The 22,617-nt window shown below is 75.7% G+C and carries 27 protein-coding genes; 10 read left to right on the top strand and 17 right to left on the bottom strand.

All coding sequences use genetic code 11. The features are described from left to right. Position 1: 1 nt before the first annotated feature. The 3 genes from J3P29_RS06895 to J3P29_RS06905 all read right to left on the bottom strand — a co-directional run bounded on the left by J3P29_RS06895 (position 2) and on the right by J3P29_RS06905 (position 3,013). Positions 2–1,741 carry a hypothetical protein gene (locus J3P29_RS06895; protein WP_210492306.1) on the bottom strand — a complete coding sequence of 580 codons (1,740 nt, stop codon included), beginning with the start codon at positions 1,739–1,741 and terminating at the stop codon, positions 2–4. Next, on the bottom strand, positions 1,716–2,234 hold the full coding sequence (locus tag J3P29_RS06900) for a hypothetical protein (protein ID WP_210492307.1): 519 nt from the start codon (positions 2,232–2,234) through the stop codon (positions 1,716–1,718). Before J3P29_RS06900 ends, J3P29_RS06895 begins: the two co-directional genes overlap by 26 nt. A gap of 491 nt (positions 2,235–2,725) precedes the next feature. Beyond that, complete coding sequence (locus J3P29_RS06905; RefSeq protein WP_210492308.1) at positions 2,726–3,013, bottom strand: hypothetical protein; 288 nt, start codon at positions 3,011–3,013, stop codon at positions 2,726–2,728. A 692-nt stretch (positions 3,014–3,705) separates the two neighbouring features. Here J3P29_RS06905 and J3P29_RS06910 point away from each other — a divergent pair. Further along, positions 3,706–4,878, top strand: a complete 1,173-nt coding sequence (locus J3P29_RS06910; RefSeq protein ID WP_210492310.1) for a tyrosine-type recombinase/integrase — start codon at positions 3,706–3,708, stop codon at positions 4,876–4,878. A gap of 22 nt (positions 4,879–4,900) precedes the next feature. Here the strand turns inward: J3P29_RS06910 and J3P29_RS06915 are convergent, their stop codons facing one another. Genes J3P29_RS06915 through J3P29_RS06955 form a run of 9 tightly spaced genes read right to left on the bottom strand, consistent with a single transcriptional unit; the run spans position 4,901 to position 9,040 of the window. Then, complete coding sequence (locus tag J3P29_RS06915) at positions 4,901–5,179, bottom strand: helix-turn-helix domain-containing protein (RefSeq protein ID WP_210492311.1); 279 nt, start codon at positions 5,177–5,179, stop codon at positions 4,901–4,903. Then, on the bottom strand, positions 5,176–5,514 hold the full coding sequence (locus J3P29_RS06920; RefSeq protein ID WP_210492312.1) for a hypothetical protein: 339 nt from the start codon (positions 5,512–5,514) through the stop codon (positions 5,176–5,178). The genes J3P29_RS06915 and J3P29_RS06920 overlap by 4 nt, the downstream gene beginning before the upstream one ends. After that, positions 5,511–6,119: a hypothetical protein gene (locus J3P29_RS06925; RefSeq protein ID WP_210492313.1), complete on the bottom strand. Its 609-nt coding sequence runs from the start codon at positions 6,117–6,119 to the stop codon at positions 5,511–5,513. Before J3P29_RS06925 ends, J3P29_RS06920 begins: the two co-directional genes overlap by 4 nt. 55 nt (positions 6,120–6,174) lie before the next feature. After that, a complete protein-coding gene (locus J3P29_RS06930; protein ID WP_210492314.1) occupies positions 6,175–6,624 on the bottom strand; it encodes a hypothetical protein in 450 nt (149 codons plus the stop codon). Continuing rightward, positions 6,621–6,830, bottom strand: coding sequence for a hypothetical protein (locus J3P29_RS06935; RefSeq protein ID WP_210492315.1), 210 nt, complete (start codon positions 6,828–6,830; stop codon positions 6,621–6,623). The genes J3P29_RS06930 and J3P29_RS06935 overlap by 4 nt, the downstream gene beginning before the upstream one ends. Positions 6,831–6,838: 8 nt before the next feature. Further along, a complete protein-coding gene (locus tag J3P29_RS06940) occupies positions 6,839–7,063 on the bottom strand; it encodes a hypothetical protein (protein ID WP_210492317.1) in 225 nt (74 codons plus the stop codon). 13 nt (positions 7,064–7,076) lie between these two features. Continuing rightward, positions 7,077–8,075 carry an SPFH domain-containing protein gene (locus J3P29_RS06945; protein WP_210492318.1) on the bottom strand — a complete coding sequence of 333 codons (999 nt, stop codon included), beginning with the start codon at positions 8,073–8,075 and terminating at the stop codon, positions 7,077–7,079. A 21-nt stretch (positions 8,076–8,096) separates the two neighbouring features. Continuing rightward, entirely contained in the window at positions 8,097–8,336 is a 240-nt protein-coding gene (locus J3P29_RS06950; RefSeq protein ID WP_210492319.1) for a hypothetical protein, read from the bottom strand. Then, complete coding sequence (locus tag J3P29_RS06955; RefSeq protein WP_210492320.1) at positions 8,333–9,040, bottom strand: hypothetical protein; 708 nt, start codon at positions 9,038–9,040, stop codon at positions 8,333–8,335. The genes J3P29_RS06950 and J3P29_RS06955 overlap by 4 nt, the downstream gene beginning before the upstream one ends. A 68-nt stretch (positions 9,041–9,108) precedes the next feature. On the opposite strand from J3P29_RS06955, the gene J3P29_RS06960 reads away from it, so the two are divergent. Beyond that, entirely contained in the window at positions 9,109–10,041 is a 933-nt protein-coding gene (locus tag J3P29_RS06960; protein WP_210492321.1) for a hypothetical protein, read from the top strand. 108 nt (positions 10,042–10,149) lie between these two features. Further along, on the top strand, positions 10,150–10,605 hold the full coding sequence (locus J3P29_RS06965; RefSeq protein ID WP_210492322.1) for a hypothetical protein: 456 nt from the start codon (positions 10,150–10,152) through the stop codon (positions 10,603–10,605). 79 nt (positions 10,606–10,684) lie between these two features. Here J3P29_RS06965 and J3P29_RS06970 read toward each other — a convergent pair whose 3' ends face one another. Beyond that, positions 10,685–11,650 carry a hypothetical protein gene (locus J3P29_RS06970; protein ID WP_210492323.1) on the bottom strand — a complete coding sequence of 322 codons (966 nt, stop codon included), beginning with the start codon at positions 11,648–11,650 and terminating at the stop codon, positions 10,685–10,687. Positions 11,651–11,720: 70 nt separating this feature from the next. Further along, a complete protein-coding gene (locus J3P29_RS06975) occupies positions 11,721–12,257 on the bottom strand; it encodes an FxsA family protein (protein ID WP_210492324.1) in 537 nt (178 codons plus the stop codon). Between the two features lie 100 nt (positions 12,258–12,357). Here J3P29_RS06975 and J3P29_RS06980 point away from each other — a divergent pair, with 100 nt between their 5' ends. Together J3P29_RS06980 and J3P29_RS06985 are read left to right on the top strand one after the other, a co-directional pair. Beyond that, entirely contained in the window at positions 12,358–12,654 is a 297-nt protein-coding gene (locus J3P29_RS06980) for a metal-sulfur cluster assembly factor (RefSeq protein WP_210492325.1), read from the top strand. A 68-nt stretch (positions 12,655–12,722) separates the two neighbouring features. Further along, positions 12,723–14,408: a S8 family serine peptidase gene (locus tag J3P29_RS06985; protein WP_210492326.1), complete on the top strand. Its 1,686-nt coding sequence runs from the start codon at positions 12,723–12,725 to the stop codon at positions 14,406–14,408. Positions 14,409–14,497: 89 nt separating this feature from the next. On the opposite strand, the gene J3P29_RS06990 is transcribed toward J3P29_RS06985, so the two are convergent. Then, positions 14,498–15,940 (bottom strand): wax ester/triacylglycerol synthase family O-acyltransferase, encoded by a 1,443-nt coding sequence (locus J3P29_RS06990; protein ID WP_210492327.1) that lies wholly within the window; start codon positions 15,938–15,940, stop codon positions 14,498–14,500. Between the two features lie 97 nt (positions 15,941–16,037). Between J3P29_RS06990 and J3P29_RS06995 the strand changes: the two genes are divergently transcribed. From J3P29_RS06995 to J3P29_RS07005, 3 genes are all read left to right on the top strand, one after another. Beyond that, entirely contained in the window at positions 16,038–17,120 is a 1,083-nt protein-coding gene (locus J3P29_RS06995; protein ID WP_210492328.1) for a M28 family peptidase, read from the top strand. 74 nt (positions 17,121–17,194) lie between these two features. Continuing rightward, positions 17,195–18,184, top strand: a complete 990-nt coding sequence (locus J3P29_RS07000; RefSeq protein ID WP_210492329.1) for a 4-hydroxy-3-methylbut-2-enyl diphosphate reductase — start codon at positions 17,195–17,197, stop codon at positions 18,182–18,184. 2 nt (positions 18,185–18,186) lie between these two features. Continuing rightward, a complete protein-coding gene (locus J3P29_RS07005; RefSeq protein ID WP_210492330.1) occupies positions 18,187–19,302 on the top strand; it encodes a hypothetical protein in 1,116 nt (371 codons plus the stop codon). Between the two features lie 22 nt (positions 19,303–19,324). Here J3P29_RS07005 and J3P29_RS07010 read toward each other — a convergent pair whose 3' ends face one another. Further along, on the bottom strand, positions 19,325–20,092 hold the full coding sequence (locus J3P29_RS07010) for a redoxin domain-containing protein (protein WP_210492331.1): 768 nt from the start codon (positions 20,090–20,092) through the stop codon (positions 19,325–19,327). Positions 20,093–20,141: 49 nt separating this feature from the next. Here J3P29_RS07010 and J3P29_RS07015 point away from each other — a divergent pair, with 49 nt between their 5' ends. Then, positions 20,142–21,587, top strand: a complete 1,446-nt coding sequence (locus J3P29_RS07015) for a fenitrothion hydrolase (protein ID WP_210492332.1) — start codon at positions 20,142–20,144, stop codon at positions 21,585–21,587. Continuing rightward, positions 21,584–21,763 (top strand): hypothetical protein, encoded by a 180-nt coding sequence (locus tag J3P29_RS07020; RefSeq protein WP_210492333.1) that lies wholly within the window; start codon positions 21,584–21,586, stop codon positions 21,761–21,763. The genes J3P29_RS07015 and J3P29_RS07020 overlap by 4 nt, the downstream gene beginning before the upstream one ends. Before the next feature lie 99 nt (positions 21,764–21,862). Here J3P29_RS07020 and J3P29_RS07025 read toward each other — a convergent pair whose 3' ends face one another. Beyond that, positions 21,863–22,507, bottom strand: a complete 645-nt coding sequence (locus tag J3P29_RS07025) for an SCO family protein (protein ID WP_210492335.1) — start codon at positions 22,505–22,507, stop codon at positions 21,863–21,865. Between the last annotated feature and the right edge of the window lie 110 nt (positions 22,508–22,617).

A 22,617-nucleotide genomic window follows, 5' to 3' on the forward strand; every position in this document is an offset into this window, starting at 1 on the left:
GTCAGACGCCGACGACGCGGCCGGAGCGCTTGCGGCTGGTCTTGCCGCTGTTGAGGGCGAGGCGGCGGCCCAGGCGGGCGCCGACCATCGCGACGGCGAAGTCCACGCGGCGGCTGCTGGAGCGCGACTTCTTGCCGATGGAGACGCCCCACGGGTTCGGGCGCCGGCGAGCGGCGTGCACGTGCTGGCGGAGCATCGCGTCGAAGTCGCCGCCGCCCCAGCTCAGGGTGCCTTCCTCGTCTATCGCCTTGGCCGTCAGCTCGGCCTCTTCGGTGAGCGCGCGGACGCGGTCGCGGCCGCCGGGGTGCGAGAGCCGCATGTCGAACGCGACGGCCGAGCCGTGCTTGACGCCAGGGGTAGCCCACAGCGCGACGTTCTTGCGGAAGTCGCGGTGCCAGGCGTCGACGAGCTCAGCCCAGTAGGGCCGCTCGTCCTCGTCGTCCTTGGCGGGCGAGGGGTCGACGCCGAACCACTGCACGTCGTACCGCGCGAAGGCGGCGCGAACCTCGGCGTCGACCTCCTCGCGGGGCGCGAGCCAGCCGCGGCCGCGGTCGCCGTGAGGGCGCTGCCAGCCGCGGATCGCGAAGACGTGGCCGTCGCCCATGCGGCAGGCGCACAGGACGGTCGCGTCGGTGCTCTTCGAGCAGTCGAGGAACATCGCGATCTGCTCGCCGTCCTCGATCGTGACCCGCTCGTGCAGCGCGTCGAACTTGCGGGGGTCGATCCACGCGTCCTCGGACGTGGGCAGGCTGGAGAAGTAGAACCGGATCGAGTCGGCGGCCGAGACGCGCGGGTCCTGCGCCTCGTCGCGGAGGCGCTCGAGGTCGCTCCACGGGGAGTCGAAGTAGGAGGCCCGCAGGCCCGCCATCAGCTCTTCCTCGTCGTGGAGGGAGAGGTGCGACGGTGCCTCGCGCGAGTCGTAGAGGATGTCCTTGCGGCGGGTGCGGCCGGCGGCCTGCGCCTGCCACGCCTCGAAGGAGTCCTCGGCGACGCTGCCCTCGCCGGCCATGTGCGCGTTGGTGGCCTCGATGACGCGGGCCATGCCGCCCGGGCTCTTGCCGACGTTGCGCCGCGCGACCGCGGCGAGCTTCTGCCCGCCGTTGCTCTCGGTCATGTGGTGCGACTCGTTGAGGAAGATCGCGGTGGCCGGGTCGCCCTCGGCGCTGGCCTCGCTGTTGGTCAGCAGCTCGATGCGCGAGCCGGTGCCGACGAGCTGGGTCCGCAGGACGCCCTTGTCGTAGCCGAACTCGTCGGCCATGTCGGCGTCGACCATCGCGTTGGCCACGCGCAGGACGTCGGAGGCCTGGGCCTCGCTGTTGGCGGCGATCTGGACGAGCGCCATGCGGTGCGGAACCCCGACCCACCGGCCCTCGTGCCAGACCGGCCGGGTCGGGCCGCACAGCTCGGCGTTGGCCATCGCGGCGAGGAACGGGTCCTTGCCAGTGCCCTTCGCGCCGCGCTTGACGCCCGAGCGGTAGAGCCACCGGCCGGCGGCGCCTTCGCCGCGCATCGCGTACCAGAGCAGGAGGAAGCGCAGCTGCCCCTTGGTGAAGCGCCAGCGCTCGCCGGTGATGTGGTTGATGAGCCATCGCTCGCACCACTCGACGACCTGCATCCCGATCCCGAACTGCGGCGACATCGGGTCGCCCTCGGGCGGCCACGGCAAGGTCATCCACGCGCCGCTCTCCTTCTCGACCCAGTAGCCCGGCGGGACCTCAGCCGAGACGGGAGCGGTAGTCATCGATCGACGAGACGCCGGACGCCGGGAGATCCTGCTGTTCCGCGGGCGGGGCGATCGACCAACGCAGCTCGGCCATGGCCTTGGGGTTCAGGCCGAGGCGGTTGTCGATCTCGCGCATCTCCTTCATCAGCGACGTCGAGCCCGACGCCAGGCGCTTGAGCAGCTCGATGGCCTCCTCGACGCGCTGGATCGCCTCGGACTCGGCGCCGGCGAGCAGGTCCCGCAGCGACGCGAAGTTGGCGAAGTCCAGCGACGCGAGCTCGTCCTCGAGCTGCGCGCGGCGGACCACGAAGTAGCGGGCGCCCTCGTCCCAGGCGGCGGCCTGCGGGAGCTTCCACGCCCAGTTCCACCAGGCCCGGCCGGCGGCCTTGAGCCGGTAGGCCTTCGGGACGGCTGGCGCACGGCCAGTGCGGCCCTCGGCGGGGAGGACCGTCGTGCCGATCGTGGCGGCGTTGCGTCGGCGAGGCGACGCTGAAGGCAGGGGACCGGGCATCGGAGTGTCTCCTCTGGGGCGTCCCGTGTCGGGTTCGCCCATGGTCGGTGGCCCGCGTTCGGTCGGGCGCTCAGGTTCACAGGCGCGCGACGTGCGCGTGCGCGCCGGCGCGCGGCGAACCCGTACAAGCTGGCAGGCGCTAACCCAGCCGGTTCCTGATCCCTTCGGACGGGGGTACCCCCCCACCCTGCGGTGGATCGATGAGGCCGGGGTGCCGAGGCTTCGGGCGCAGTCGCGGCGGCGCGGCGGCCCAGCCGGCGGGCTGGTCGCGCGCGGTGCGACGGGAGTGGTGGCTGTGGCACAGCGCTTCGAGGTTCGCGTGCTTGTGCCCGGCCGGGCCGAGCGGGCCTAGGCCGTCGATGTGGTGCACGTCGGTGGCCGGCTCGCTACAGCCCTCGGGGTCTTCGCACGTGGGGTGCAGCTGCAGGTACCGGCCGCGGGTGCGGGCCCACTTGCGGTCGTAGCCGCGGGCCGTGCTGTGCGGCCGTGCCTCAGGCTGCGGGGACGGAGCCGATGCCACGGGCCGGGACGGGCAGGAGTCGACGGTCGAGCGCGAGTCGGCCGGCGTGGGTCAGCGTCCAGTCGTAGACGGAGAGCCAGCCGCGGGCGAGGCAGGTGCCGATGGCGGCCTTCTCCGCACGCGTGAGCGTGCGGGTCTGCTGCTTGCCGGTCTCGCGGGTGAAGACCTGGTCGGGCTGGACGTAGGCGTCCTGGTCGCCCCAGACGAGGGCTTCGAGTTCGCCGTCGTTCGGCGTGGCGGTGATGGCGGCGATGTCCATGACGGGTGAGGGTCGGGCGGTCGACGGCCGGCGGCGGCTGGGTCACGTCCTGGTGGACGCTGCTGCCCCGGCGCGGCGCAGGAGATGGGTCGCGGCGCCTGGGGTGGGGCGCATCGGCGCGGCCGACCGTCGACGGCTCGTGGTCAGCGCACGGCCCGGCCGACGCTCGCCGGCCGGGGAGGAGGTCGAGTCCGGGTGGCAGCCGGGCCGTGCGACTGTGGCGCAGCCGGCGGTCCCTGGGTCCTCGCGTGGCGAGGGCCGCGGGCTAGCGCGGCGAGGGAGCGGGCAGGACTGCGGCCGGATGGCGGACGCCGCGTGGCGGTCGTCCGGGTGGCGCCGTGGGCGCCGGGCGGGAGGGTGGCTAGCCGGAAGTGGGCATAGCTGTCCCGCCGCCGGATCGTGGCAGCTGCCAGTCCGTCGTGTCAAGGGACCCGTGCAAGAGCCTCCTGTGGACTGGCCGCCGGCGCGCGGTCGGGCGGTCGTCGTGGACGGTACTGCGTGGCTTGGTCGTCGTCGTCCCACCTGTGGATTAGGGGTCCTCGGGAGGTTCGCTGCTGCGTACCGCTCCGTCGGGGCCGTCTCCGCGCTCAACGGCCACGAGCACGGCCGCTCTGTCGTGGGGTGTCTTGGGGTTGGCTCGCCCGAACGCTGCGCACCAGGTTCCCGCCGGAGCGGCGGGCTACCGTCAGCCGATGACCACGACCACGACGGCCCGGCGGCGGCGACCGCGGCCGAAGCTCGAGAAGACGAAGGTCGCGGGCGTCTGGCGCCGCGGCGACCGCTTCGCCTACACCTGGCGCGACGGCGCAGGGCGGCAGCGGTGGGGGACCGCCGACACGCTCGCCGGCGCCAGCCAGGCAAAGGCGCGACGGACGGCCCGCCGCAGTGACGTCGACGCGCTGCTCGTCCGCGTCTACGCGCTGGAGTGGGTCGAGCGGTACCTGGGCCGCACGTCGAGGGGCATCCGTGACGTCACGCGCCGCGAGTACCGCCGTGACCTCGAGCAACACGTCCTCCCGCTGCTCGGTGCCCGCCGGCGGCTCGTCGACCTCACCCCGCGCCACGTCGCCGATGTCGTCGCCGCCCTAAGCCGGCAGGGCCTCGCCGACCGGACCGTGCGGAAGGTCATCGCGCCGCTCCGGGCCTGCCTCGCCACCGCCGTCGAGGAAGGCCTGATCCCCTCGAACCCGTGCACTGGCGTCCGGCTCCCGGTCCGGCTGGAGGTGCAGGAGGACGAGGACGCGTCCGCTCGTCGGCTCACCGACGAGGAGCTCGTCCGGGTTCTCCAAGCCGCCCCGGCCGGCTGGTCGGACCTGCTGCTCCTGCTCGCCCTCGCCGGCCTGCGGATCAGCGAGGCGCTCGCCTTGCGGTGGAAGGACGTCGTCCTCGTCGGCTACCCGGTGGTGAAGGTGCGCCGCGCACTGCGCAACGGCCAGTTCGCCGCGCCGAAGTCTCGCCACGGCCACCGGGACATCCCGATCCCGGCGTCGCTCGTCGACGCCCTGGTCGCCCGCCGGCGCACCGCAGGGTCACCGCGCGGCGACGAGCTGGTCTTCTCGGGCACCGACGGTCGCCCGCTCGACGACGGCTACGCCCGCCGCAAGTCGATCCAGCCCGCCGCGGCCGCCGCCGGCGTGCCCTGGGCGTCGTTCCACACGTTGCGCCACACGTGCGCCAGCAGGCTCTTCGACGCCGGGTGGGACGTCAAGCAGGTGCAGCTCTTCCTCGGCCACCACGCGCCGTCGTTCACGCTCGACACCTACGTCCACCTGATGAGCGACGCGCTCCCGGCGCCGCTCGAGCGGCCGCCGGCCGGCGCGGGGCTCCAGAACGACGAACGCCCCCGCCGGGAGGCGGGGGCGTAGAAGCGCTCCGGGAGCGGCCTGGCTACGTGGCCGGCCCCTCGCGGAGGTAGCGGTCCAGCTCGCGTCGCCGGAACCGGAGGCTGCGGCCGTCCTGCTCGGCCACGAGCGCGTTGCGGCGGCGGAGCTCGTAGATCCGGCTGGCGTCGACCTGCAGGTAGCCCGCGGCCTGTGCCGTCGTGAGGACGTCGTCCGGGTGCCGTGTCGGTACCTCGAGGCGGCCGCGGAGCGCGTCGGCGAGCGCGTCGAGCTCGACGTCGGTAGCGGCGGCAAGGACCGCGGACAGGATGCCGGCTGCGGTCACGTGGCCCGGCCGCCGCAGGAGGCGAAGAGGACGGCCGCGGTCTCGGCAGCGACGCGCACGATCGGCGCTACCTTCTGCGCCGCGGCGTCGCCCGCCGCGGCGCCACCGCGGCGGGCTTCCGCGCAGACGAGGATCGCCGCCCAGCCGATGAGGTCGAGAGCCTCCTCGTACATCTCGCCCCACAGCTCCTCGGAGCCGCGCGAGAGCGACACGTCCCCGTACTCGATCGCGCCCTTCGCGAGGCGGACGCCGACGTCCACCTCGAGGGGAGCGGAGATCCCGAACGACGCAAGGGCTTCGGGCGGGCGGGTCGGGCGCGTCGGGGCCTCGCTCATGCCGGGTCCGCCTGACCCTCGTTTGCCCGAGACGTGAGGGCGTCCGGGTCATCGGCGACCTCGACCGTCCCGGTGGCGGTCGGCACCACGGCCGACTGGCCGGCGCCGACGAACGCGCGCCGCGCCCAGCCATCACGCACCAGGCGCCGCATCTGCTGACGGCACGCGTCCATGCGGGCCTTCTCGCGCTGGCCGAAGGTCAGGTAGCTCGGGACGAGCGCGTAGCCGAGGCGCGCCGCGTCAGCGGCAACCCGCAGCGCTTCGCGATCCGCCGGCGTGAGCGTCGGGAGTGGCGCGGGCGGAGCATGCAGCTTGCGGTGCTGCCAGACGTTGAGGGCGAGGTCACCGTCATCGGTCAGGCGGAGCTCGCGGTAGGTCTTGGTCACAGTGCGGGTACGGTCACCCGGGTAAACGTTGCGCGTCTCGTGGCGAACCACCTCGTGCTGGTCGTCGAGCCACCCATGCTTCACGCACGCCGCCACGCTGGCGTGGCGCTGTCTGCTCGCGGTCCATCCGATGATTCGCGCCGTGTTCGTTTCGCGGTCGATCACCTCGTAGGCGAACTGCGCGATCGCGCCATAGGGCTCCTGGTCCCAGAGGAGCACGTGGCCCTCGTCAGCGGACGCGATGACGCTGCGGAGGACGCGCACCTGGGCATCGCTAGGCACCCGCATCGCGTCGCTCCTCCTGCCCCGACTCGGTGTCGTCGGGGGCGTCGAAGACCTCGTAGTCGCCGGTGAGCCGGACGACCCGGCCGCTATTGAGCCGCACCCGCGTGAGCGGGATGCCGTCCTCGTCCTCCTGCGCGAGCACGACACCGGACACGGGGCGCACCCACGAGTCGCCGTCGCCGTCGGTCCACTCCATCGTCGCGCCCGCCGGCAAGGGCTGGCCGACCGGCACCTCGTCAGGACGGAGGTGACGCCCGATCTGCCCCGACACGGCGTCCCCGTGCTGCGGGTTCTCGGCCTCCTCGCGCGCGGCCTCCTCGCGCGCCAGGTCGGCGTTGTGGTTCTCCGCGCCGCAGCCGGAGCAGATGCCGAAGTCGTCGGACTCCGGGTGCATCTGCACCTCGTCACCGCAGACGTAGCAGGGGCACTTGGTGCTCATGCGCCCTCCTCCGGGCTGCGCTTGATCTGCCCCGACGTAGAAGCTCCAGACGACCGCTTCGCGGCGGTCTCCACGAACTGCTCCGTGACGAGGCCGCGGATGCCGTCGAGGGCGCTGTGGACGTCCTCGACGCTCGGTTGCTCGGGCAGGTCGCCGTAGATCACGTAGCCGTGCACGACGACCAGAACCCGGTTGCCGTCTCCCACGTGGATACTCATGCGCCGCCGTCACCCAGCTGGCCGCCCAGCGCGTCGTCCGTGCCGGTCGGCTCGGGCGCGCCGAGCACGCTGGGGCGCGGTGCGTTGGCGGGCAAGACCGTCGCGGTCCAGCCCTCACCGAGGGCCCCGGAGATGCGGCCCAGCGTCTCGAGGTCGACCGGGCAGTACACGTCGACGACCTCCTCGGAGACCACGTTCGACAGGCGCAGGATGCTCGTCACCGGGGTCACGCGATCACTTCCCCGCTCGCACGGCGGACGCGACGCCGTCGCCGGTGCCGTCGACGATGAGGGTGCACTGGTCGCCGCCCTTGCACTCCTTGGCGATCTCGAGGCCGATGAGGCCCTTGTTCGCCTTGAGCGCGCGGCCGCGGATGCGGATGGACTCGGCGTCGGCCGCGGCGGTCTTCACGGCCTGCTTCGACGCCTGCGTCCGGGCCTGCTCGGTCGTCACGCGGTCGATGTTGGTCTGGACCTCCTTGGGGAGGGAGATCCGGCGGACGCGGACGCGGAAGTCGGTGAGGTAGCCGCCGCCGAGCTTCTGTGCGACCTGGCGCTGGACGACGGGGGCGATCGTGGAGTAGACGCGCTCGGGGTTCGAGACGGGGATGTCGCGGCGCGGGTCGATCGCGCGGCAGGACGGCTCGAAGTCGGCGCAGTAGACGCGTCCGAACTGGTCCTTGAAGACGGCGTTGACCTCGGGGGTGACGAGCTGGTCGAGGAACTTGGTCCAGCCCTCGCCGCCGCCGTCGCCCGGGCGCTTGCCGCCATACTTGCGGGAGCCGAGGCCGGTAGCGAACTCGCGGGCCTCGGCGGGGTCCTTCTCGCCGATGAAGCGGAAGCCGACCTGGCCCTGGACCTGGACCTTCTTGCCGTCGAGGGTGGTGACGGAGACGTCGAAGTCCTGGAAGCGGACGGTGCGGTAGGCGGGGTAGGTGTCCATCCCGTCCCAGGTGCCGGTGATGTGCAGGCCGGGGTTGACGAGGTCGCCCTTGATCTTCTTGCGGGCGCCGTCGAGCGGGCCGCCGCCCTTGACGAACCCGACCTCGCCCTGGGGGACGGTGGCGCAGGCGGACCAGAATGCGATCCCGCCGCCGAGGACGAGCAGGGTGGCGAGGATGGCGAGGCCGAGGCGGCGGGTGAAGCGACGGTTCTCTCGGAGCATCTGCGCGTACGCGTCGGGATCGTGTTGGGCGGCGCGGCGGAGCGAGTGGCTCTCGTGGTACGGGGACATGGGTCTTCTCCTGGGTGTGGGTCAGCGGCGCCCGTGCGGGTGCCGACGTCGGTTGCTCGTGTTGCGCCGCGAGCGGGCGACTGCGCGCTCGCGGCGTCGGAGGTGCAGGCGTGCTTCGCGCGGAAGCGCCACGGGGCCGAACTGCACGAGGATGTGCGGCCCCAGCCCTTCGAGCCGGCGTTGCAGCGCCCGGAAGCCCTCGATGGCCTCCTCGCAGGCCGCGGTGAAGCGGACGACGATGTCCAGCGATCCGGGGGTCATGCGGCCTCCCGGCCGTCGTAGGTGCCGAGGGTGGTGCGTTGGCCGGCGAGGATCGCGGCGACGGCCTCGCGGCCGATGTCGACCTCGCGGGCGATGGCGCGGTCGGTCATGCCGGTGCGGTGCAGCTCGACGACCCGGCGGACGATCTCGGAGGGAGCCGGCTGCGGCTCCCCGAGCTCGCCGCCGTAGCCGTTCCGCAGACGGGTCTTCTTGAGCGTGGCGACGCTGATCTCGCCGGCACGCAGGCTCTCGAGGTGCGCGGCGCGGCGGGCGGGGATGCCGCGGTAGCGCCGGCAGATGTAGTCGTCGCGTTCCGGGCCGGACGCTGCCGGGGCGTTCGGCCCGCGCGGAGCCTTCGCGCTGTGGGTGGTCTGGTAGAGGTCCTCGGCGGCGCGGAAGATCGTGTCGCGGGTGCGGAGAGGATCGCCGCCGTTGACGAGGTCGGCGTCGCGCGCGGCGTCGAGCGCGGCGGACCAGTGGTCGAGCTGCGACGGGCACCCGCACGAGCAGACCGGGGTGGCGCGCGGCGCCGACGCGCCCGACTTGGACCGGGCGATCATCGTCTCGCGGAGCTGCGCGCCGGGCGCTTCGGCGACGAGCCGGAATCCGGCGAGAAGCGCGCGGCGGTGGCGCTCCAAGTCGGCCCAGCCCATCGCGTCGACCGCGGTGATGAGAGCGGCCGGGTGAAGGTCGACGGCGGTCACGCTCGCCCTTGGAACGAACGCGGAGCGGTGGGGTGCCTCGGCAACGATCTCCTCCTAGAAGCGCCGAAATGCAAGACGACCTGCTGACGAAGGTCAACCGCTCCATCACCGAGGGGCGTGCCAGCCTGCGCGCCGGCGTGCGCGGGATCGCGGCGGGCGAGACCTGCGCGGCGGCGGCGCCGCGGATCGACCGGCTCGCCGCCGGCGAGGCCTCTCCGGACGACCTGCGCGCGCTGCGACCGCACCTGCGCCGCTGCGCGAGCTGTCGGCGACGGCTGCGTCGGGCGCGCGGCGGCCGCTGGGGCGTGATGCCGCCCGTCCTGCTCGCGTGGCTGCCCTGGGCGGGGCGCACGGGGGCGGGCGCGCCGGCGCGCCCGCGCGTGACCGAGCTCGTCGCCGACCGGCTGGCCGCCCTCGCGCCCGCGGCGTCCGGAGCCGTCGGCGAGGCGGGCGTCGCGCTCACCGCCGGTCTCGCGACGGTCGCGCTCGGCGCCGGGGTCGTCGTGGCCGGCACGGGCGGCGGCGACGGCGGGACCCCCGAGCCGGAGCGCCAGGCCCGCACGGCGGTGACGGCGTCCGCGCAGGCGTCCGCGGGCGCCGCGCGCGTCGCGGCCACGCCGGCCCCGCCCGTGGCGGCGGCGACGACCGCGCGGGCGACGACCGCCTGGGTCACCCGGGCGGCGGACCGCCGGCGGGCCGAGCAGGCGGAGCGGCGGCGTCGCCGGGACGCGCGCGAGGCGCGGGAGCGCCGGGAGCGTCGCGCGGCCGCCCGGGCCCGCGAGCGCCGCCGCGCGGCGGCACGACGCCGGGCCGCGGCCGCCGCGGGGACGGGGTCGCCGGCGGCGAGCACGCCGGCCCCGTCCGCGCCCGCCCCGGGGCCGTCGGCACCGGCCGGCGGCGGGACCGCCGCGGCCAGGGGGTCGGCCGGATCGGGCGCGACGGCGGGGGCCGCGGGCGCGTCCGGCGGCGGGTCGGCGGCGGCGGAGTTCGGGTTCGAGTGAGCCGCGTGGCCGCCGCCGGCGAGAAGCCCCTGCACCACGGCGTATCCGGGCGCTCCGTCCGGTGTGCGCCGTAGCGTTCCCGCCACCCGGACCCCGAACGGAAGCCCCGTGGACCTCGTCTTCATCTGCCCCCAGGACGCCATCCGCGTCATCGCCGAGTCGGTCGGCCGCGAGGCGCGCCGCCAGCTCGTCGGCGAGGTCGTGCGCGCGTGGGTCGACGAGATCCCCGAGCCCGAGCTCGTCGGCCAGTACACGCGCACGCTCGCGGACCTCGACGACAACGACCTGTCGATGCTGGCCGCGTGGCACGCGTCGATGGACGTGGGGCAGCCCCTCGCCAACCGCGAGTTCCTCGTCCGCGTCTTCCCGACTCTCGGGGAGAACCGCCGCGAGGCGCTGAAGATCGCCGCCGGCTTCCGCGGCGAGGACGCCTTCGACGCCGGGGTCGCCGAGGAGCAGGCGCTCCGCGCCGTCCTGCCGCACCTCTCCGACGACAGCGCGCGGCTGATCGCCGACGAGGCCGTCCAGCTGTACTGCTGGGACCGCCTCGGGTCCGAGAACTAGGCGCGGTCGCGCGGCGCGGCCGCATCCGGCTGCCGCTGGGATCCCGTCGCCGGCGCGCCGCCGGACCCGGACGCGCCGGTCAGCCCTGCGGCGGCGCGGCCTTGCGCAGGATGTCGTAGCGGCCGACGCCCTCGAGCCCCTGCAGGCGCCAGCGGAAGAACGCCATGTCCAGGCGCATCTCGCCGACCGACAGCGTCGTCCCGGCGATCGCCTCGCCCGTCGCGGTCCAGACGGGCCCCTCGTCGCTCTCCCACAGCTCGACGGTCGCCAGGCCGTGCCGTCCGTCGTGGCCCGTGGTGGTGGAGATCCGCGGCTCGGGCGCCTCGACCGCCTCGGGAGCGGTCGCGGTCTCGGGCCCGGGCTCCCCGTCCTCCTCAGGCCCGGCGACGAGCGCGGGGGAGCGGGCCACCTGGGACCACGCGACCTCGTCGGCGTGCGACCGCGCGTCCGCCGGGCGGACGGAGGAGACGTGGAACGCGACGTCCCCGAACCACCCCTGCACCGTGCGCGAGAGCGTCAGCCGCGACCAGTCCGGGGCGCCCCACTGGTGCCCGCGGCCGCCGAGCCCGTCGACGCGCAGCTCGCGCGGCGCGCCGTCGGGCGGGGTCAGGCGGACGGTGCCGCGGACCCGGCACGGCTGCTCGTAGCCCTCCATGCCGAGGCGCTCCGCGGCGTCGTGGTCGGGGCCGATCGCGAACGCCGGTCCGTCGGCGACGAAGGTCAGGTCGAGCGTCCCGGCGGTCGACTCCACGGTCAGGCGCCACTCGCGCAGCGGCGTCACGGTCGTCTGCGCGATGCCGGCCGCCCGAACGTCCGCGTAGTCGTCCGGCACGGGGTCGAGCGCGACGGCACCCTCGGCCTGCGCGATCACGGGCGCGCCGTCGGCGAACACGAAGATGAGACCCGAGGCCGTGCCGTCCGCGACGCCCAGGCGCACGGTGCCCTGGACGTTCGCCGCCGGGTCGGCGAACGCGAACGTCACCCCGTCGCTGAAGCCGGGCACGTCGGAGGTGTGCGGACGTTCCTGGGCCGGGTCGAGCGCCATCGGCCGATCATCCCAGAGCCTCCCGCCGCGCCGCCGCGCCACCACGCCGCGCGGTCGGCACGGCGGCGCGTCAGGCGTCCGGGCCGAACGGATCGGACGGCCCGTCCAGCCGACGCGGTCCCTGCTCGTGCCGCCGCTCCGTCGCCGTGCCGTCGATGTCGGCGGGGCCGGCCGGGCCGTGCGGCGCGCCGCCGCGGCCCGCCCCCGGCCAGGCCGGGCCCCGTCCGCGCAGGACGAGCGGCATGGCCACCCGCCGCAGCAGCAGGCCGCCGATCGCGGGCCGCAGCACGGCGCGCACCGGCGGCAGCAGCAGGAGCAGCCCCGCCGCGCCGCTCACCAGCCCCGGCAGCAGCAGGAGCACCCCGGCGACGAGGACGAGGGCGGCGTCGAGCAGCGCCGCGCCGGGCCGCTCCCCCCGCCGCGCGCCCTCCTGCAGGCGCCGCCACGCCCGGACGGTGCCCCGGGTGAGCACCCGCCCGCCGAGCAGCGCGCTCGCGAGGAGGAGCAGGACGGTGGGCGCCGCCCCGATCAGGTCGGACACCCGGAGCGCGACCCACACCTCGACCACCGCGCCGACGATCAGCAGGGCCAGGACGAGCAGCGGCATGCCCTCCACCGTACGGGTCCGGCCCCGGCGGGGGCCGCCGCTCCCCGGCCCCGGTGCGGACGGCGGCGGACCGGCCGCGGCGGTGTGCCACACTCGGTGCATGGCCACCGTCGAAGATGTCGAAGCCGCGCTCTCGAACGTCATCGACCCGGAGCTGGGGCTGGACTTCGTCGAGCTCGGGCTCATCTACGGGATCGAGATCGAGGGTGGGCACGTCCAGGTGACGTACTCCCTCACGACGCCCGGCTGCCCGATCGGCCCGCAGGTCGAGTCGCAGATCGAGGAGTTCGTCAGCGAGCTCGAGGGCGTCGAGTCGGTCGGCTCCGAGGTGACGTTCATCCCGCCGTGGACGCCCGAGAAGATGTCCGAGGACGCCAAGTTCGCCCTCGGCTTCTGAGCCGCCCGCGCCACCTCGTCGCCGCGCCACCGCATCGCGCGGGTCGCTCGCGGGTTCGGGAGGGGCAGATGCCTCCGTCCCCGCCCCGCCCGTCTGCCCGCCCCGCCGTCCTCGGCGCGGCGCTGGCGCTGACGCTCGCCGCCGCCCCCGCCGCCGGAGCGGCGACGACGGGCGACGCCGGGCGGGCGCAGGAGACCGGCCGGCTGCTCGTCACCGTCCGCGGGAAGGACGGGCTCTCCACGAAGGCCGTGGACGGCGCCCTGCGCGACGTCGCGGCGCAGGCCGGCACCCGGGCCGTCGAGACCGCCCCCGGCGCCGCGACGGCGACCGTCGCCGCCGGCGACGCCGCGGCGCGGCGGCGCGTCACCCGCGAGCTCGAGCGCGACCCCCGCGTGGTCGAGGTCGTCCCCGAGCACCGCGCGACCCCGCGCGGCGTGCCGAACGACACGGCCCTCCACGAGCAGGATCCCCTCGCCCCGCCGGGCGTGTCCAAGGGCTGGTGGGCGCTGCAGATGCGGCTGCCGCAGGCCTGGGACCTGGTCAGCGGCCGCGGCGCGAAGGTCGCCGTGATCGACACGGGCTTCGACCTGTCGCACCCCCAGCTGGCCGGGATCGTCGACTCCGCCACCGTGGTCGCGACGCAGGGTGTGCCCGGCACGGCGCGCACGGACGAGTACGGCCACGGCACCCACGTGGCGTCCCTGGCGTGCTCGGCGTTCGACGACGCGGCGGGGACGGTCGGCGCCGGCGGGCGCTGCCGGCTGATCACCATCAAGAGCGACCTGTACGACACGAGCGTGGCGAAGGCGATCGCGAAGGCGACCGATCTCGGCGCCGACGCCATCGTGATGAGCTTCGGGGTCGACGGCGTCGCCGAGGCGCCCCGCATCATCCGGGACGCGATCGCCGACGCGCAGGAGCGCGGCGTCGTCCTCGTCGCCGCCGCGGCCGACAGCCCGACGGCCGAGCAGGGCTACCCCGCGAACGTCCTGCAGCCCGCCGGCACCGGCCGCAGCCGCGTCAAGGGCCTGGGCCTGTCGGTCACGGCGGCCGCCGCCGACGGCACGCGCGCCGCCTTCGCCGGCCAGGGCAGCCAGATCAGCGTCGCGGGGTACGGCACGTACGCGAACGCGGGCGGTCCGCCGGGCATCGTCGGGGCGTTCCCCGGCAACACGGCCGCGTTCGAGCTGTCCTCGGGCGGCAGCGCGCCCGCCACGCGCACCACCGTCGGCGGCGACCGGCGCTACGCGTACGAGGCCGGCACGTCGATGGCCACGCCGATGGTGGCCGGCGTCGCCGCCCTCGTCCGCCGGGCCAACCCGGACCTGGACGCCGCGCGCGTCGCGCGCGTCATCAAGGAGTCCGCCCGCCGGCCCGGCCCGGGGTGGAACGACCAGACGGGCTGGGGCACGGTCGACGGCCTCGAGGCCGTCGAGGACGCCCGCCGCATCGACCTGCGTCCCCCGACCGCGCGCTTCAGCTCGCGCTCGGGCCGCGTCACGACGGCGCGCGTCGCGCTGCGCTGGACCGCGAAGGACCCCGCGCCGAAGCCGCTGATCGCGTCGGGCGTCGACCGCGTCGAGGTGTGGCGCAGCGTCGACGGCGGCCGCTTCCGCCGCGTCGGCGCCGGGGCCCGTGGCCGGCTGACGGTCTCGGTGCCGCGCGGGACGGTGCGCTTCGCGCTGCGCGGCGTCGACGAGGCCGGCAACCGCGCGAAGATCCCCACCCGCGGCACCCTCACGCTGCGCCGCTAGGCGCCGCCCGTCCTTCCGGCCCGGGACTCCGCGCGGCCCCCGGCCGGCGCGGCGCCGCGCGCCGCGGGACCCGGCGCGGCCCCCGGTCCTCAGGCCGAGGCGGGCGCGGCGGCCGGGGAGGCCTGCTCCTCGGCGTGCCGGCGCGCCAGGGCGTCGAGCTCGTCGATCGCGGCGGCGAGGCCGTCCGCCACGACGTCCAGGTCCGGCAGGGCGTCGTGGTCGCCGATCAGCCCGAACGTCACCCCGCCGTCGTACGAGAGGATCGCGATCGCGAGCGCGTGGTCCTTGGGCAGGAACGCGATCGGGAACGCCCGCTCCATCCGGCGGCCCCGGAAGTACAGCGGGAACTGCGGTCCCGGCACGTTCGTCACGAGCAGGTTGAACAGCCGGGTGGAGAACGTGAGCCGCGACGCCTGCGCCAGCAGCGTCGGCGGCGCGAACTCCTGGGCGCTCGCGATGACCTCGGCGCCGAGCGCCTGCTTGCTCTCCTTGAGCCCGCGCATCGCCTCGCGCACGAACGTCAGGCGCTGCACCGGGTCCTCGATGTAGACCGGGAGCGGCCCGCGCATCGTCGTCAGGCGGTTGCCCATCTGGCCGCGCTCGTCGGCCGAGCGGATCGAGACGGGGACCATCGCCCGCAGCTCCAGCCCGTCCGTGCGGACGCCCCGCGAGCGCAGCCACCCGCGCAGCGCGCTCGTCACGACGGCCAGGACCACGTCGTTCACGGTGCCGCCGAACGCGTCCTTGATCCGCTTGAGCGTCGCCAGGTCCGACTCGACCGCCAGATACCGGCGGTGCGGGCCGATCGGCACGTTCAGCGGGGTGCTGGGCGCGGGGTTCAGCAGCGCCCACGCCATCTCGCCCAGCCCCTCGCCGACCTCGCGGACGCGGCCCGCGGCGTCGCGCGGCCGCCCCACGGCCTCGACGGCCCGCGCGGCGCCGAGCAGGCCGGCGCGGACCAGGCCCTTCGCGCCCTCGGCGAGCAGGTCCACCGGCGTGGGGACCGGGCGCGCGCGCCAGGGCTCGTCGGGGTGCGGGACGTCCATCGGCTCGGGGCCGACGTCGAGCAGCGCGGTGCCGATGTCGATGCCGCTCAGGCCGTCGATGAGCGCGTGGTGCGTCTTCGAGATCATCGCCCAGCGGTCGTCGGCGATGCCCTCGATGACCCACAGCTCCCACAGCGGCTTCGTGCGGTCCAGGCGCTCGGAGAAGATCTGCGCCGTGGCCTCGCGCAGCTGCGCGCGCGACCCGGGGGCGGGCAGCGCGATCCGCCGCACGTGGTACAGCAGGTTGAACGCCGGGTCGTCGATCCAGGTGGGGTTGCCCGACCCCAGCGGCGCAGGCTCGAGGCGCTGGCGGTAGCGGGGCAGCAGGTGCAGCCGCCCGCGGATCGTGTCCAGCACCTCGTCGAAGGCCGGGGGTGGCCCCTCGAAGACGATCAGGCCCCCGATGTGCATGTGGGCGCCGGGGCCCTCCTGGTGGAGGAAGCCGGCGTCGATGGCGCTGAGGCGGTCGTGGTGACGGGCAGGCATGGGGGTGGCCCCGCCGCGGCTCCGCGCCGCGCCCGCGGGGCGGTCCCACCCTATCCGGCCCGGCCCGCCGTGACGAGGGGACGCGTACCCTGCGCGCATGGCCGCTCGCTCGACCCCTCCGCGCCGGGGCGGCGCGCCGACCGCCGGACCGCGGCGCGGCGCCGTCCTGCTCGCCGCGGGCCTCGTCGCGCTCGTCGTCGTCGGCGGGCTCGTCGCGCTGCTCGTCGGTCGCGGGGACGACGATCCCGCGGGCGCCCGCGCGGCCGCGGCGACCGGGACGACGGGGACCGCCCCCGCGCGGACCGCCGCGGCGACGCCCCCGGCCGCGGCGCGCCGGCTGGACGCCGCCCTCGCGGCGGCGCGGCGGCCCGACCCGGCCGTGCCGACGGCCCGGACGCACGCCTTCGACGCCGGCCGGGCCCTGCGGCTGGCGCGCCTGCAGGTGGGGCAGGGGCCGCGCCCCGCGGGGTCGGCGGCGCTCGCGCGGCTGCGGCCCCGCCTCCTGGAGCGGCTCCCGCGCGGCCGGGCGGAGGCCGTCGCGGGGCACCCGGGGCTCGTCAACCTCGTCGGCCGGATCCCGGGCCGGCGTCCGGCGGTCGTCCTCGCCGCCCACTACGACACGCAGCTCGATCCGCCGAGCTTCGTCGGCGCCAACGACTCCGCCGCCGGCACGGCCGTCGTCCTCGAGGCGGCTCGCGCGCTGGCCCGCGCGCCGCGGCCCCGAGGGGCGCGCGAGGTGCGCTTCGTCCTCTTCGACGGCGAGGAGCTGCCGCCCGGCGGCAGCGACGCGACGTTCGAGCAGGACGGGCTCCGCGGCTCGACCGCCTACGCCGCGGCGAACCCGGGCGAGGTCGGCGCGCTCGTGCTCGCGGACTACGTGGCCAACCGGGGCGTCCGGCTGCCGCGCGAGCTCGGATCGGACCCCGCGCTCTGGCGCCGCGTGCAGGCCGCCGCCCGCACGGCCGGCGTGGGCGAGGTCTTCGCCGGCGCGGGCCGGTTCGCGATCGTCGACGACCACCTGCCGTTCCTGCGCGCGGGGGTCCCCGCCGTCGACCTTATCGACTGGGAGTACCCGCAGAAGAACACCGCGGCCGACACGCTCGACCGGCTGTCCGAGGGCGCGATGGACGCGGTGGGGGAGACCGTGGTCGCGTGGCTGCACGCCGAGCGGCGCCGCTGAGCCGTTCGCGGGCGCCGCGAAGTCCGAGCTTCTGTGTCGGGTATCCGGCCACGGCGCCGGGACGAGGGCGTACCATGGGTGGCGTGAGTGCGCTCCCCGCCCCGGACACCGTGCTGCTCGCCCGCCCGCGCGGGTTCTGCGCCGGCGTCGACCGCGCCGTCCAGACCGTCGAGCGCGCGCTCGACCTGTACGGCGCCCCGGTCTACGTCCGCAAGGAGATCGTCCACAACAAGGCGGTCGTCGAGTCCCTCCGGGCCCGCGGCGCGATCTTCGTGGACGAGCTGACGGACGAGGTGCCCCAGGGGGCCGTCACCGTCTTCAGCGCCCACGGCGTCAGTCCCGCGGTCCACGCGGACGCCGCCGAGCGCGGTCTGCAGACGATCGACGCGACGTGCCCGCTCGTGACGAAGGTGCATCGCGAGGCCGTCAAGTTCGCCGAGGACGGCTACCACATGATCCTCATCGGCCACGCCGGCCACGAGGAGGTCGAGGGCACGATGGGCGAGGCCCCGGACCACATCACCCTCGTCGAGACGATCGAGGACGTTGACCGCCTCGCGATCGACCCCGCGACGGAGAAGCTCGCCTACATCTCGCAGACGACGCTGTCGGTCGGCGAGACGCGCGACATCATCGCCCGCCTGCGTGAGCGCTTCCCCCACATCACGGGGCCGCGCAAGGACGACATCTGCTACGCCACGACGAACCGCCAGACGGCGGTGAAGGCGCTCGCCGAGCAGTGCGACCTGGTGCTCGTCATCGGCTCGAAGAACTCGTCCAACTCGGCGCGCCTCGTCGACGTGACGCGCGAGCTCGGCACGGACGCCTACCTGATCGACCACGTCGGCGAGGTCGACGACGCGTGGCTCGAGGGCCGGCGCACCGTCGGGATCTCGTCCGGCGCCAGCGCGCCCGAGGATCTCGTCGCGGCGCTCGTCCAGCACTTCCGCGACCGCGGCACGCAGGACGTCCGCGAGCTCGAGGTCGTCCGCGAGGACGTCCGCTTCATGCTGCCGAAGGCGATCCGCGTCGCCGAGAGCGCCCGCGAGGCCGTCCAGGCCTGAGCGTGGCGTCCGCGCCGACGACGCTCGTCGTCTCGGACCTGCACCTGGGCTCCGACACGGGCGCGGACCTGCTGCGCCGCCCCGGGCCCGCGCTCGGGCGCCTGCTCGACGCGCTCGACGGCGGGGGCCGGCTCGTCGTGGCCGGCGACCTGCTCGAGCTGCGGCACGCACCGGCCCGCGTGGTGCTCGAGCGCGCCCGTCCCGTCCTCCGGGCCCTCGGCGCGCGCCTGGGACCGGAGGGCGAGGTCGTCGTCCTGACCGGCAACCACGACCACCGGCTGCTGCGGCCCTGGCTGGAGGAGCGACGGCTGGCGGGCCTCCCGCTCGGCGTCGACGAACGGGTGCCCGAGGACGCGTGGCCCGCCGCCGCCCGCGCGCTCGCGGCGGCGCTCGCGCCCGCGGCGGTGACGTTCCGCTACCCCGCCGCCTGGATCGTGCCGCCGGGGCCCGACGGGGCAGGGGGCGTCCTCGCCCACCACGGCCACTACGTCGACGTCCTCTGGCGGATGCCGACGATCGAGCGGCTCGTGGCCGGCCACGTGGCGCGCGGGCACGGCGTGGCGCCCGGCGACGTCCGCACCCCGGACGACTTCGAGGCGCTGCTCGCGCCGGGCTACGGGTGGATCGACGGGCGCGCCGAGCACGCCCGCGGCCGCGGCCCCGGCGCATCGCAGGGCACCTCCGCGGGGGTGTGGCACCGCCTGAACGACCGCCGGTCCCTCTCGGGCGCGGCCCTGCGTGCCGCCGTCCCGCTCGCGGTGCGCGCGCTGCGCCGGGCGGGCTGGGGCGAGCTCGAGACGACGCTCACGCCCGACACGCTGCGCCGGGCGGGGACACACGGCATGGCGACCGTCGCGGCCCGCCTGGGCGTCCGACCCGACGTGCTGGTCGCGGGCCACACGCACCGGGCGGGGCCGCTGCCCGGGGACGACGTCGGGGAGTGGCGCCTGGCCGACGGCGGCCGGCTGGTCAACACCGGGTCGTGGGTGCACGTCGGCGGGCTGGCCACGCGCGGCGTCGCCCCCGGCAGCGCCTACTGGCCCGGGCACGCCGCCCGCGTGGACGCCGACGGGACGGTGGAGCTCGTCGGGCTGCTCGACGACGTCGCCCTGGGCTGACCGGGCGGCCGCCGGCGCCGGCTCAGGCCCGCGGCGCGGCCTTCAGGCCGGGCGCGAAGCTGACCTCGTGGACGACGGTGCCGTCGGCGGGCACGAGCGACAGCTCGCCCGCGGTCGAGACCTCGTGGGCGACGATCCGGTAGGCGCCCGGACCCTCGAACGTCATGGTCTCGCCGTCGACCTGCACCGCGCCCGGCCCGTCGGCGGGCGGCTCGACGACCGCCCACACCTCGCCCGCGGTGTACGGGCCCGAGTACGCGCCGGGCTGGTCGGCCGTCGGCACGACGAGCTCGGCGTCGTCGTCGTCGACCGGCCGCAGCGGCGCGAGCGGCGGCTCGTCGATCCCGAGCAGCTCCTGGATGGCGGTCTCGGTGTCGCGGTAGCCGACCTCGCCGTGCTCGTAGTCCACGAGCCACGAGGAGCCGTCGAACAGGTAGCGCGCCGGCCAGCCGGGCGTCTCGAACTCGTCGCGGTACGTCCCGTCGTCGTCGAGCAGCACGGGGAAGGTGATGCCCAGCCGCTTGACCGCCGCGCCGACCGTCTCGTAGCCGCGCCCCAGGTCGCTGCCGGGCCAGTGCACCCCGACGACGCGCAGGCCGTGCGGCTCGTACCGCTCGTGCCACGCCTTCAGGTACTCGACGCTGCGCACCGAGGCCGGCCGGCAGAGGTCCCAGAACTCGATCAGGACGGGGCGGCCCTTCTGCTGGTCCATCCGCAGCATCGCGACGTTCGCCCACAGCGCCGGCCGCGGGAACGGCGGGGCGGGGATGGTCTCCGCAGGGACGCGCATGAGGCCGGAGAGGGTACATCGTCGTCGCGGCTCGCCTACCATCGGGGCGATGCCTGACCCCCGATCGCGCCGGTCACGGCGGTGGCCCGCGGTCGCCGCGGGCGTCGCGTCCGCCGCGCTGCTCGCGCCGTCCTCCGCCGCCGCCCACGGCCTGGGCGGGACGCGCAACCTGCCCATCCCGGAGTGGCTGTTCGCGTGGGCGGCGGCCATCGTGCTCGTCGTCTCGTTCGTGGGCCTGATGGTGCTCTGGCCCCGCCCGCGGCTGGCGGCGCTCGCCGAGGGCCGGTCCGTCGCCGTGCCCGCCGCCGCCCGCACGGGCGGCCGGATCGTCCTGGGGCTGCTGGGCGTCGCGCTCTGGGGCCTGACGGTCTGGGCCGGCCTGACGGGCACGAGCAACGTCCAGGCGAACCTGGCGCCGACGATGGTCTACGTCGCCTTCTGGGTCGGCGTGCCGGTGCTCTCGGTGTTCGTGGGCGACCTGTGGCGTGCCCTCAGCCCGTGGCGCGCGATCGCCGACGCCGCCGGCTGGCTGGGCCGCCGCATCGCGGGCCGCGACGGGCTGCCGGCGCCGACGCCGTGGCCGGCCCGCCTGGGCCTGTGGCCCGCCGCGGCGGTGCTCCTGGCGTTCGCGTGGCTCGAGCTCGCCGCCCCGAACAAGGACGCCCCCGACCTGCTCGGCGCCCTCGCGCTCGTCTACGGCGCGGCGATGCTCGTCGGCTGCGGCGTCTGGGGCACGGCGTTCCTGGACCACGCCGACGGGTTCGGCCAGTACTTCCGCCTGGCGGGCAGCCTGGCCCCGCTGCGCTGGGCCGACGGCCGCGTGCACCTGCGCTGGCCGGGCACCGGCCTCGTCCAGGTGCCGCCGCAGACCGGGCTGAGCGCGGTCGTCCTCGCCCTCGTCGGCTCGACGACGTTCGACGGCATCTCCGGCGGCGAGCTGTGGACGTCGGACGGCGCCCTCGGCCCCCGGCTCGAGGACCTGTTCGGCAGCCTCGGGCTGAGCGCCAACGGCGCGGCCACGGCGGCCCTCACGCTGGGGCTGGCGGTCACGGTCCTGCTGGTGTCGGGCTTCGTGCGGCTCGGCATCGCCGGCATGCACAGCGTGGATCCGACCCGCCACACCGCCCGCGAGCTCATGGGCCGCTTCGCGCCGACGCTGGTGCCGATCGCCCTGGGCTACGCCGTCGCGCACTACTGCTCGCTGCTCCTGCAGCGCGGGCAGACGCTCGGCTTCCTGCTCTCCGACCCGCGGGGCGACGGCGCGAACTGGTTCGGCACCGCCGGCTGGGGCGTGGACTACTCCGTCCTCGGCGGCAACGGCACCTGGTACGTCCAGGTCGCCGCGCTCGTCCTCGGCCACGTCGCCGGCCTCGTCGCCGCGCACGACCTGGCCCTGCGCACGTTCCGCGGGCCGCGGACCGCGGCGCGCTCCCAGTACTGGATGCTCGCCGTGATGGTGGCGTTCACGTCGCTCGGGCTATGGTTGCTCTCGTGAGCGTCCTCGCGCACATCGGCCACTGGTACCACGCGATCCTGTACCTCGTGCCGGTGCTGATCGTGGCCGGCGGGCTGTGGCTGGCCGGCAAGCGGATGCCCGACGAGGACGAGCTGGACGACCTCGACGGTCTGGACGACCTCGAGGCCGACGAGCTGCGCCGCACCCGCGTCTGACCGGGGCGGGGGGGCGAACCTCCGCCGCGCCGACGCCCCGCCGCGGCCGGGCGGCCCGCCGGCTCGTCGTCGCCTCCGCCCGCGGCGACCGGCCGCGCGTCAGCCCTTCGTCGCGGTGGCGCCGCCCGTGCGCGCCTGCACGGCGCGGACGTCGTGCGCCAGGCCCTGCGCCGTCAGCTTGTCGACGGGCCACGCGACCTGCTGGCGCCCCTGGCCGTCGAGCACCAGCACGTACGCCGAGTGGTCGAACTCCGCCCCCTGCGGCTGGATGAAGTAGTCGCGCCAGATCGGCGCCAGCTGCGGCCGCGTGCCGAGCAGGTAGCGGGCCCGCCCGCCCAGCCGCATCTTGTTCAGGAACCGCTGCGCCAGGTCGGGGGTGTCGTTCTGCGGATCGACGCTGATGACGATCGTCGGCACGTCCTCGCCCAGGTCGTCGAGCGCGCCCGCGATCTGCCGCGCCGCTGCGGGACACGTGTCGTCGCAGGTGGCGTACATGAACGTGACGATGACCGGGCGTCCGCGGAACTGCTCGAGCGTCGTCTCGCGGCCGTCCTGGTCCTTCAGGCGCAGCTCGGGAGAGGGGACGCCGCCGCGGCTGGCGCCCTCGTACGGGGTCGACGCCGCCTGCACGCCGCTGGCGACGGCGGCGTCGTCGGACGAGGGGCGCGCCAACGTCAGCACGACGGCCACGCCGAGGACGACGACGGCCGTGATCAGCAGGGAGAGGCGCGCGCGGGCGGACACCCCTCCGAGGGTAGCCCTCCGACGGCGCGTCGGCGCCCGCCGGGCCGGCGCCCGGCCCGGTGGCGCCCCCTCCGGTCGCCGCTACACTTTGTAAAGCACGGAAATCCCAT

Source organism: Patulibacter sp. SYSU D01012, assembly GCF_017916475.1.
Taxonomy (GTDB): domain Bacteria; phylum Actinomycetota; class Thermoleophilia; order Solirubrobacterales; family Solirubrobacteraceae; genus Patulibacter.

Excerpts from the sequence above, each read along its gene's own strand:
- J3P29_RS06970 (WP_210492323.1), bottom strand. The coding sequence starts at position 11,650 with ATGGCGCTCGACCCGGCCCAGGAACGTCCGCACACCTCCGACGTGCCC.
- J3P29_RS06910 (WP_210492310.1), top strand. The coding sequence starts at position 3,706 with ATGACCACGACCACGACGGCCCGGCGGCGGCGACCGCGGCCGAAGCTC.
- J3P29_RS06895 (WP_210492306.1), bottom strand. The coding sequence starts at position 1,741 with ATGACTACCGCTCCCGTCTCGGCTGAGGTCCCGCCGGGCTACTGGGTC.
- J3P29_RS06990 (WP_210492327.1), bottom strand. The coding sequence starts at position 15,940 with ATGCCTGCCCGTCACCACGACCGCCTCAGCGCCATCGACGCCGGCTTC.
- J3P29_RS06930 (WP_210492314.1), bottom strand. The coding sequence starts at position 6,624 with ATGAGCACCAAGTGCCCCTGCTACGTCTGCGGTGACGAGGTGCAGATG.
- J3P29_RS06980 (WP_210492325.1), top strand. The coding sequence starts at position 12,358 with ATGGCCACCGTCGAAGATGTCGAAGCCGCGCTCTCGAACGTCATCGAC.
- J3P29_RS07000 (WP_210492329.1), top strand. The coding sequence starts at position 17,195 with ATGGGTGGCGTGAGTGCGCTCCCCGCCCCGGACACCGTGCTGCTCGCC.
- J3P29_RS06960 (WP_210492321.1), top strand. The coding sequence starts at position 9,109 with ATGCAAGACGACCTGCTGACGAAGGTCAACCGCTCCATCACCGAGGGG.
- J3P29_RS07015 (WP_210492332.1), top strand. The coding sequence starts at position 20,142 with ATGCCTGACCCCCGATCGCGCCGGTCACGGCGGTGGCCCGCGGTCGCC.
- J3P29_RS06975 (WP_210492324.1), bottom strand. The coding sequence starts at position 12,257 with ATGCCGCTGCTCGTCCTGGCCCTGCTGATCGTCGGCGCGGTGGTCGAG.
- J3P29_RS06985 (WP_210492326.1), top strand. The coding sequence starts at position 12,723 with ATGCCTCCGTCCCCGCCCCGCCCGTCTGCCCGCCCCGCCGTCCTCGGC.
- J3P29_RS06945 (WP_210492318.1), bottom strand. The coding sequence starts at position 8,075 with ATGTCCCCGTACCACGAGAGCCACTCGCTCCGCCGCGCCGCCCAACAC.
- J3P29_RS06905 (WP_210492308.1), bottom strand. The coding sequence starts at position 3,013 with ATGGACATCGCCGCCATCACCGCCACGCCGAACGACGGCGAACTCGAA.
- J3P29_RS07010 (WP_210492331.1), bottom strand. The coding sequence starts at position 20,092 with ATGCGCGTCCCTGCGGAGACCATCCCCGCCCCGCCGTTCCCGCGGCCG.
- J3P29_RS06900 (WP_210492307.1), bottom strand. The coding sequence starts at position 2,234 with ATGCCCGGTCCCCTGCCTTCAGCGTCGCCTCGCCGACGCAACGCCGCC.
- J3P29_RS06950 (WP_210492319.1), bottom strand. The coding sequence starts at position 8,336 with ATGACCCCCGGATCGCTGGACATCGTCGTCCGCTTCACCGCGGCCTGC.
- J3P29_RS06920 (WP_210492312.1), bottom strand. The coding sequence starts at position 5,514 with ATGAGCGAGGCCCCGACGCGCCCGACCCGCCCGCCCGAAGCCCTTGCG.
- J3P29_RS06995 (WP_210492328.1), top strand. The coding sequence starts at position 16,038 with ATGGCCGCTCGCTCGACCCCTCCGCGCCGGGGCGGCGCGCCGACCGCC.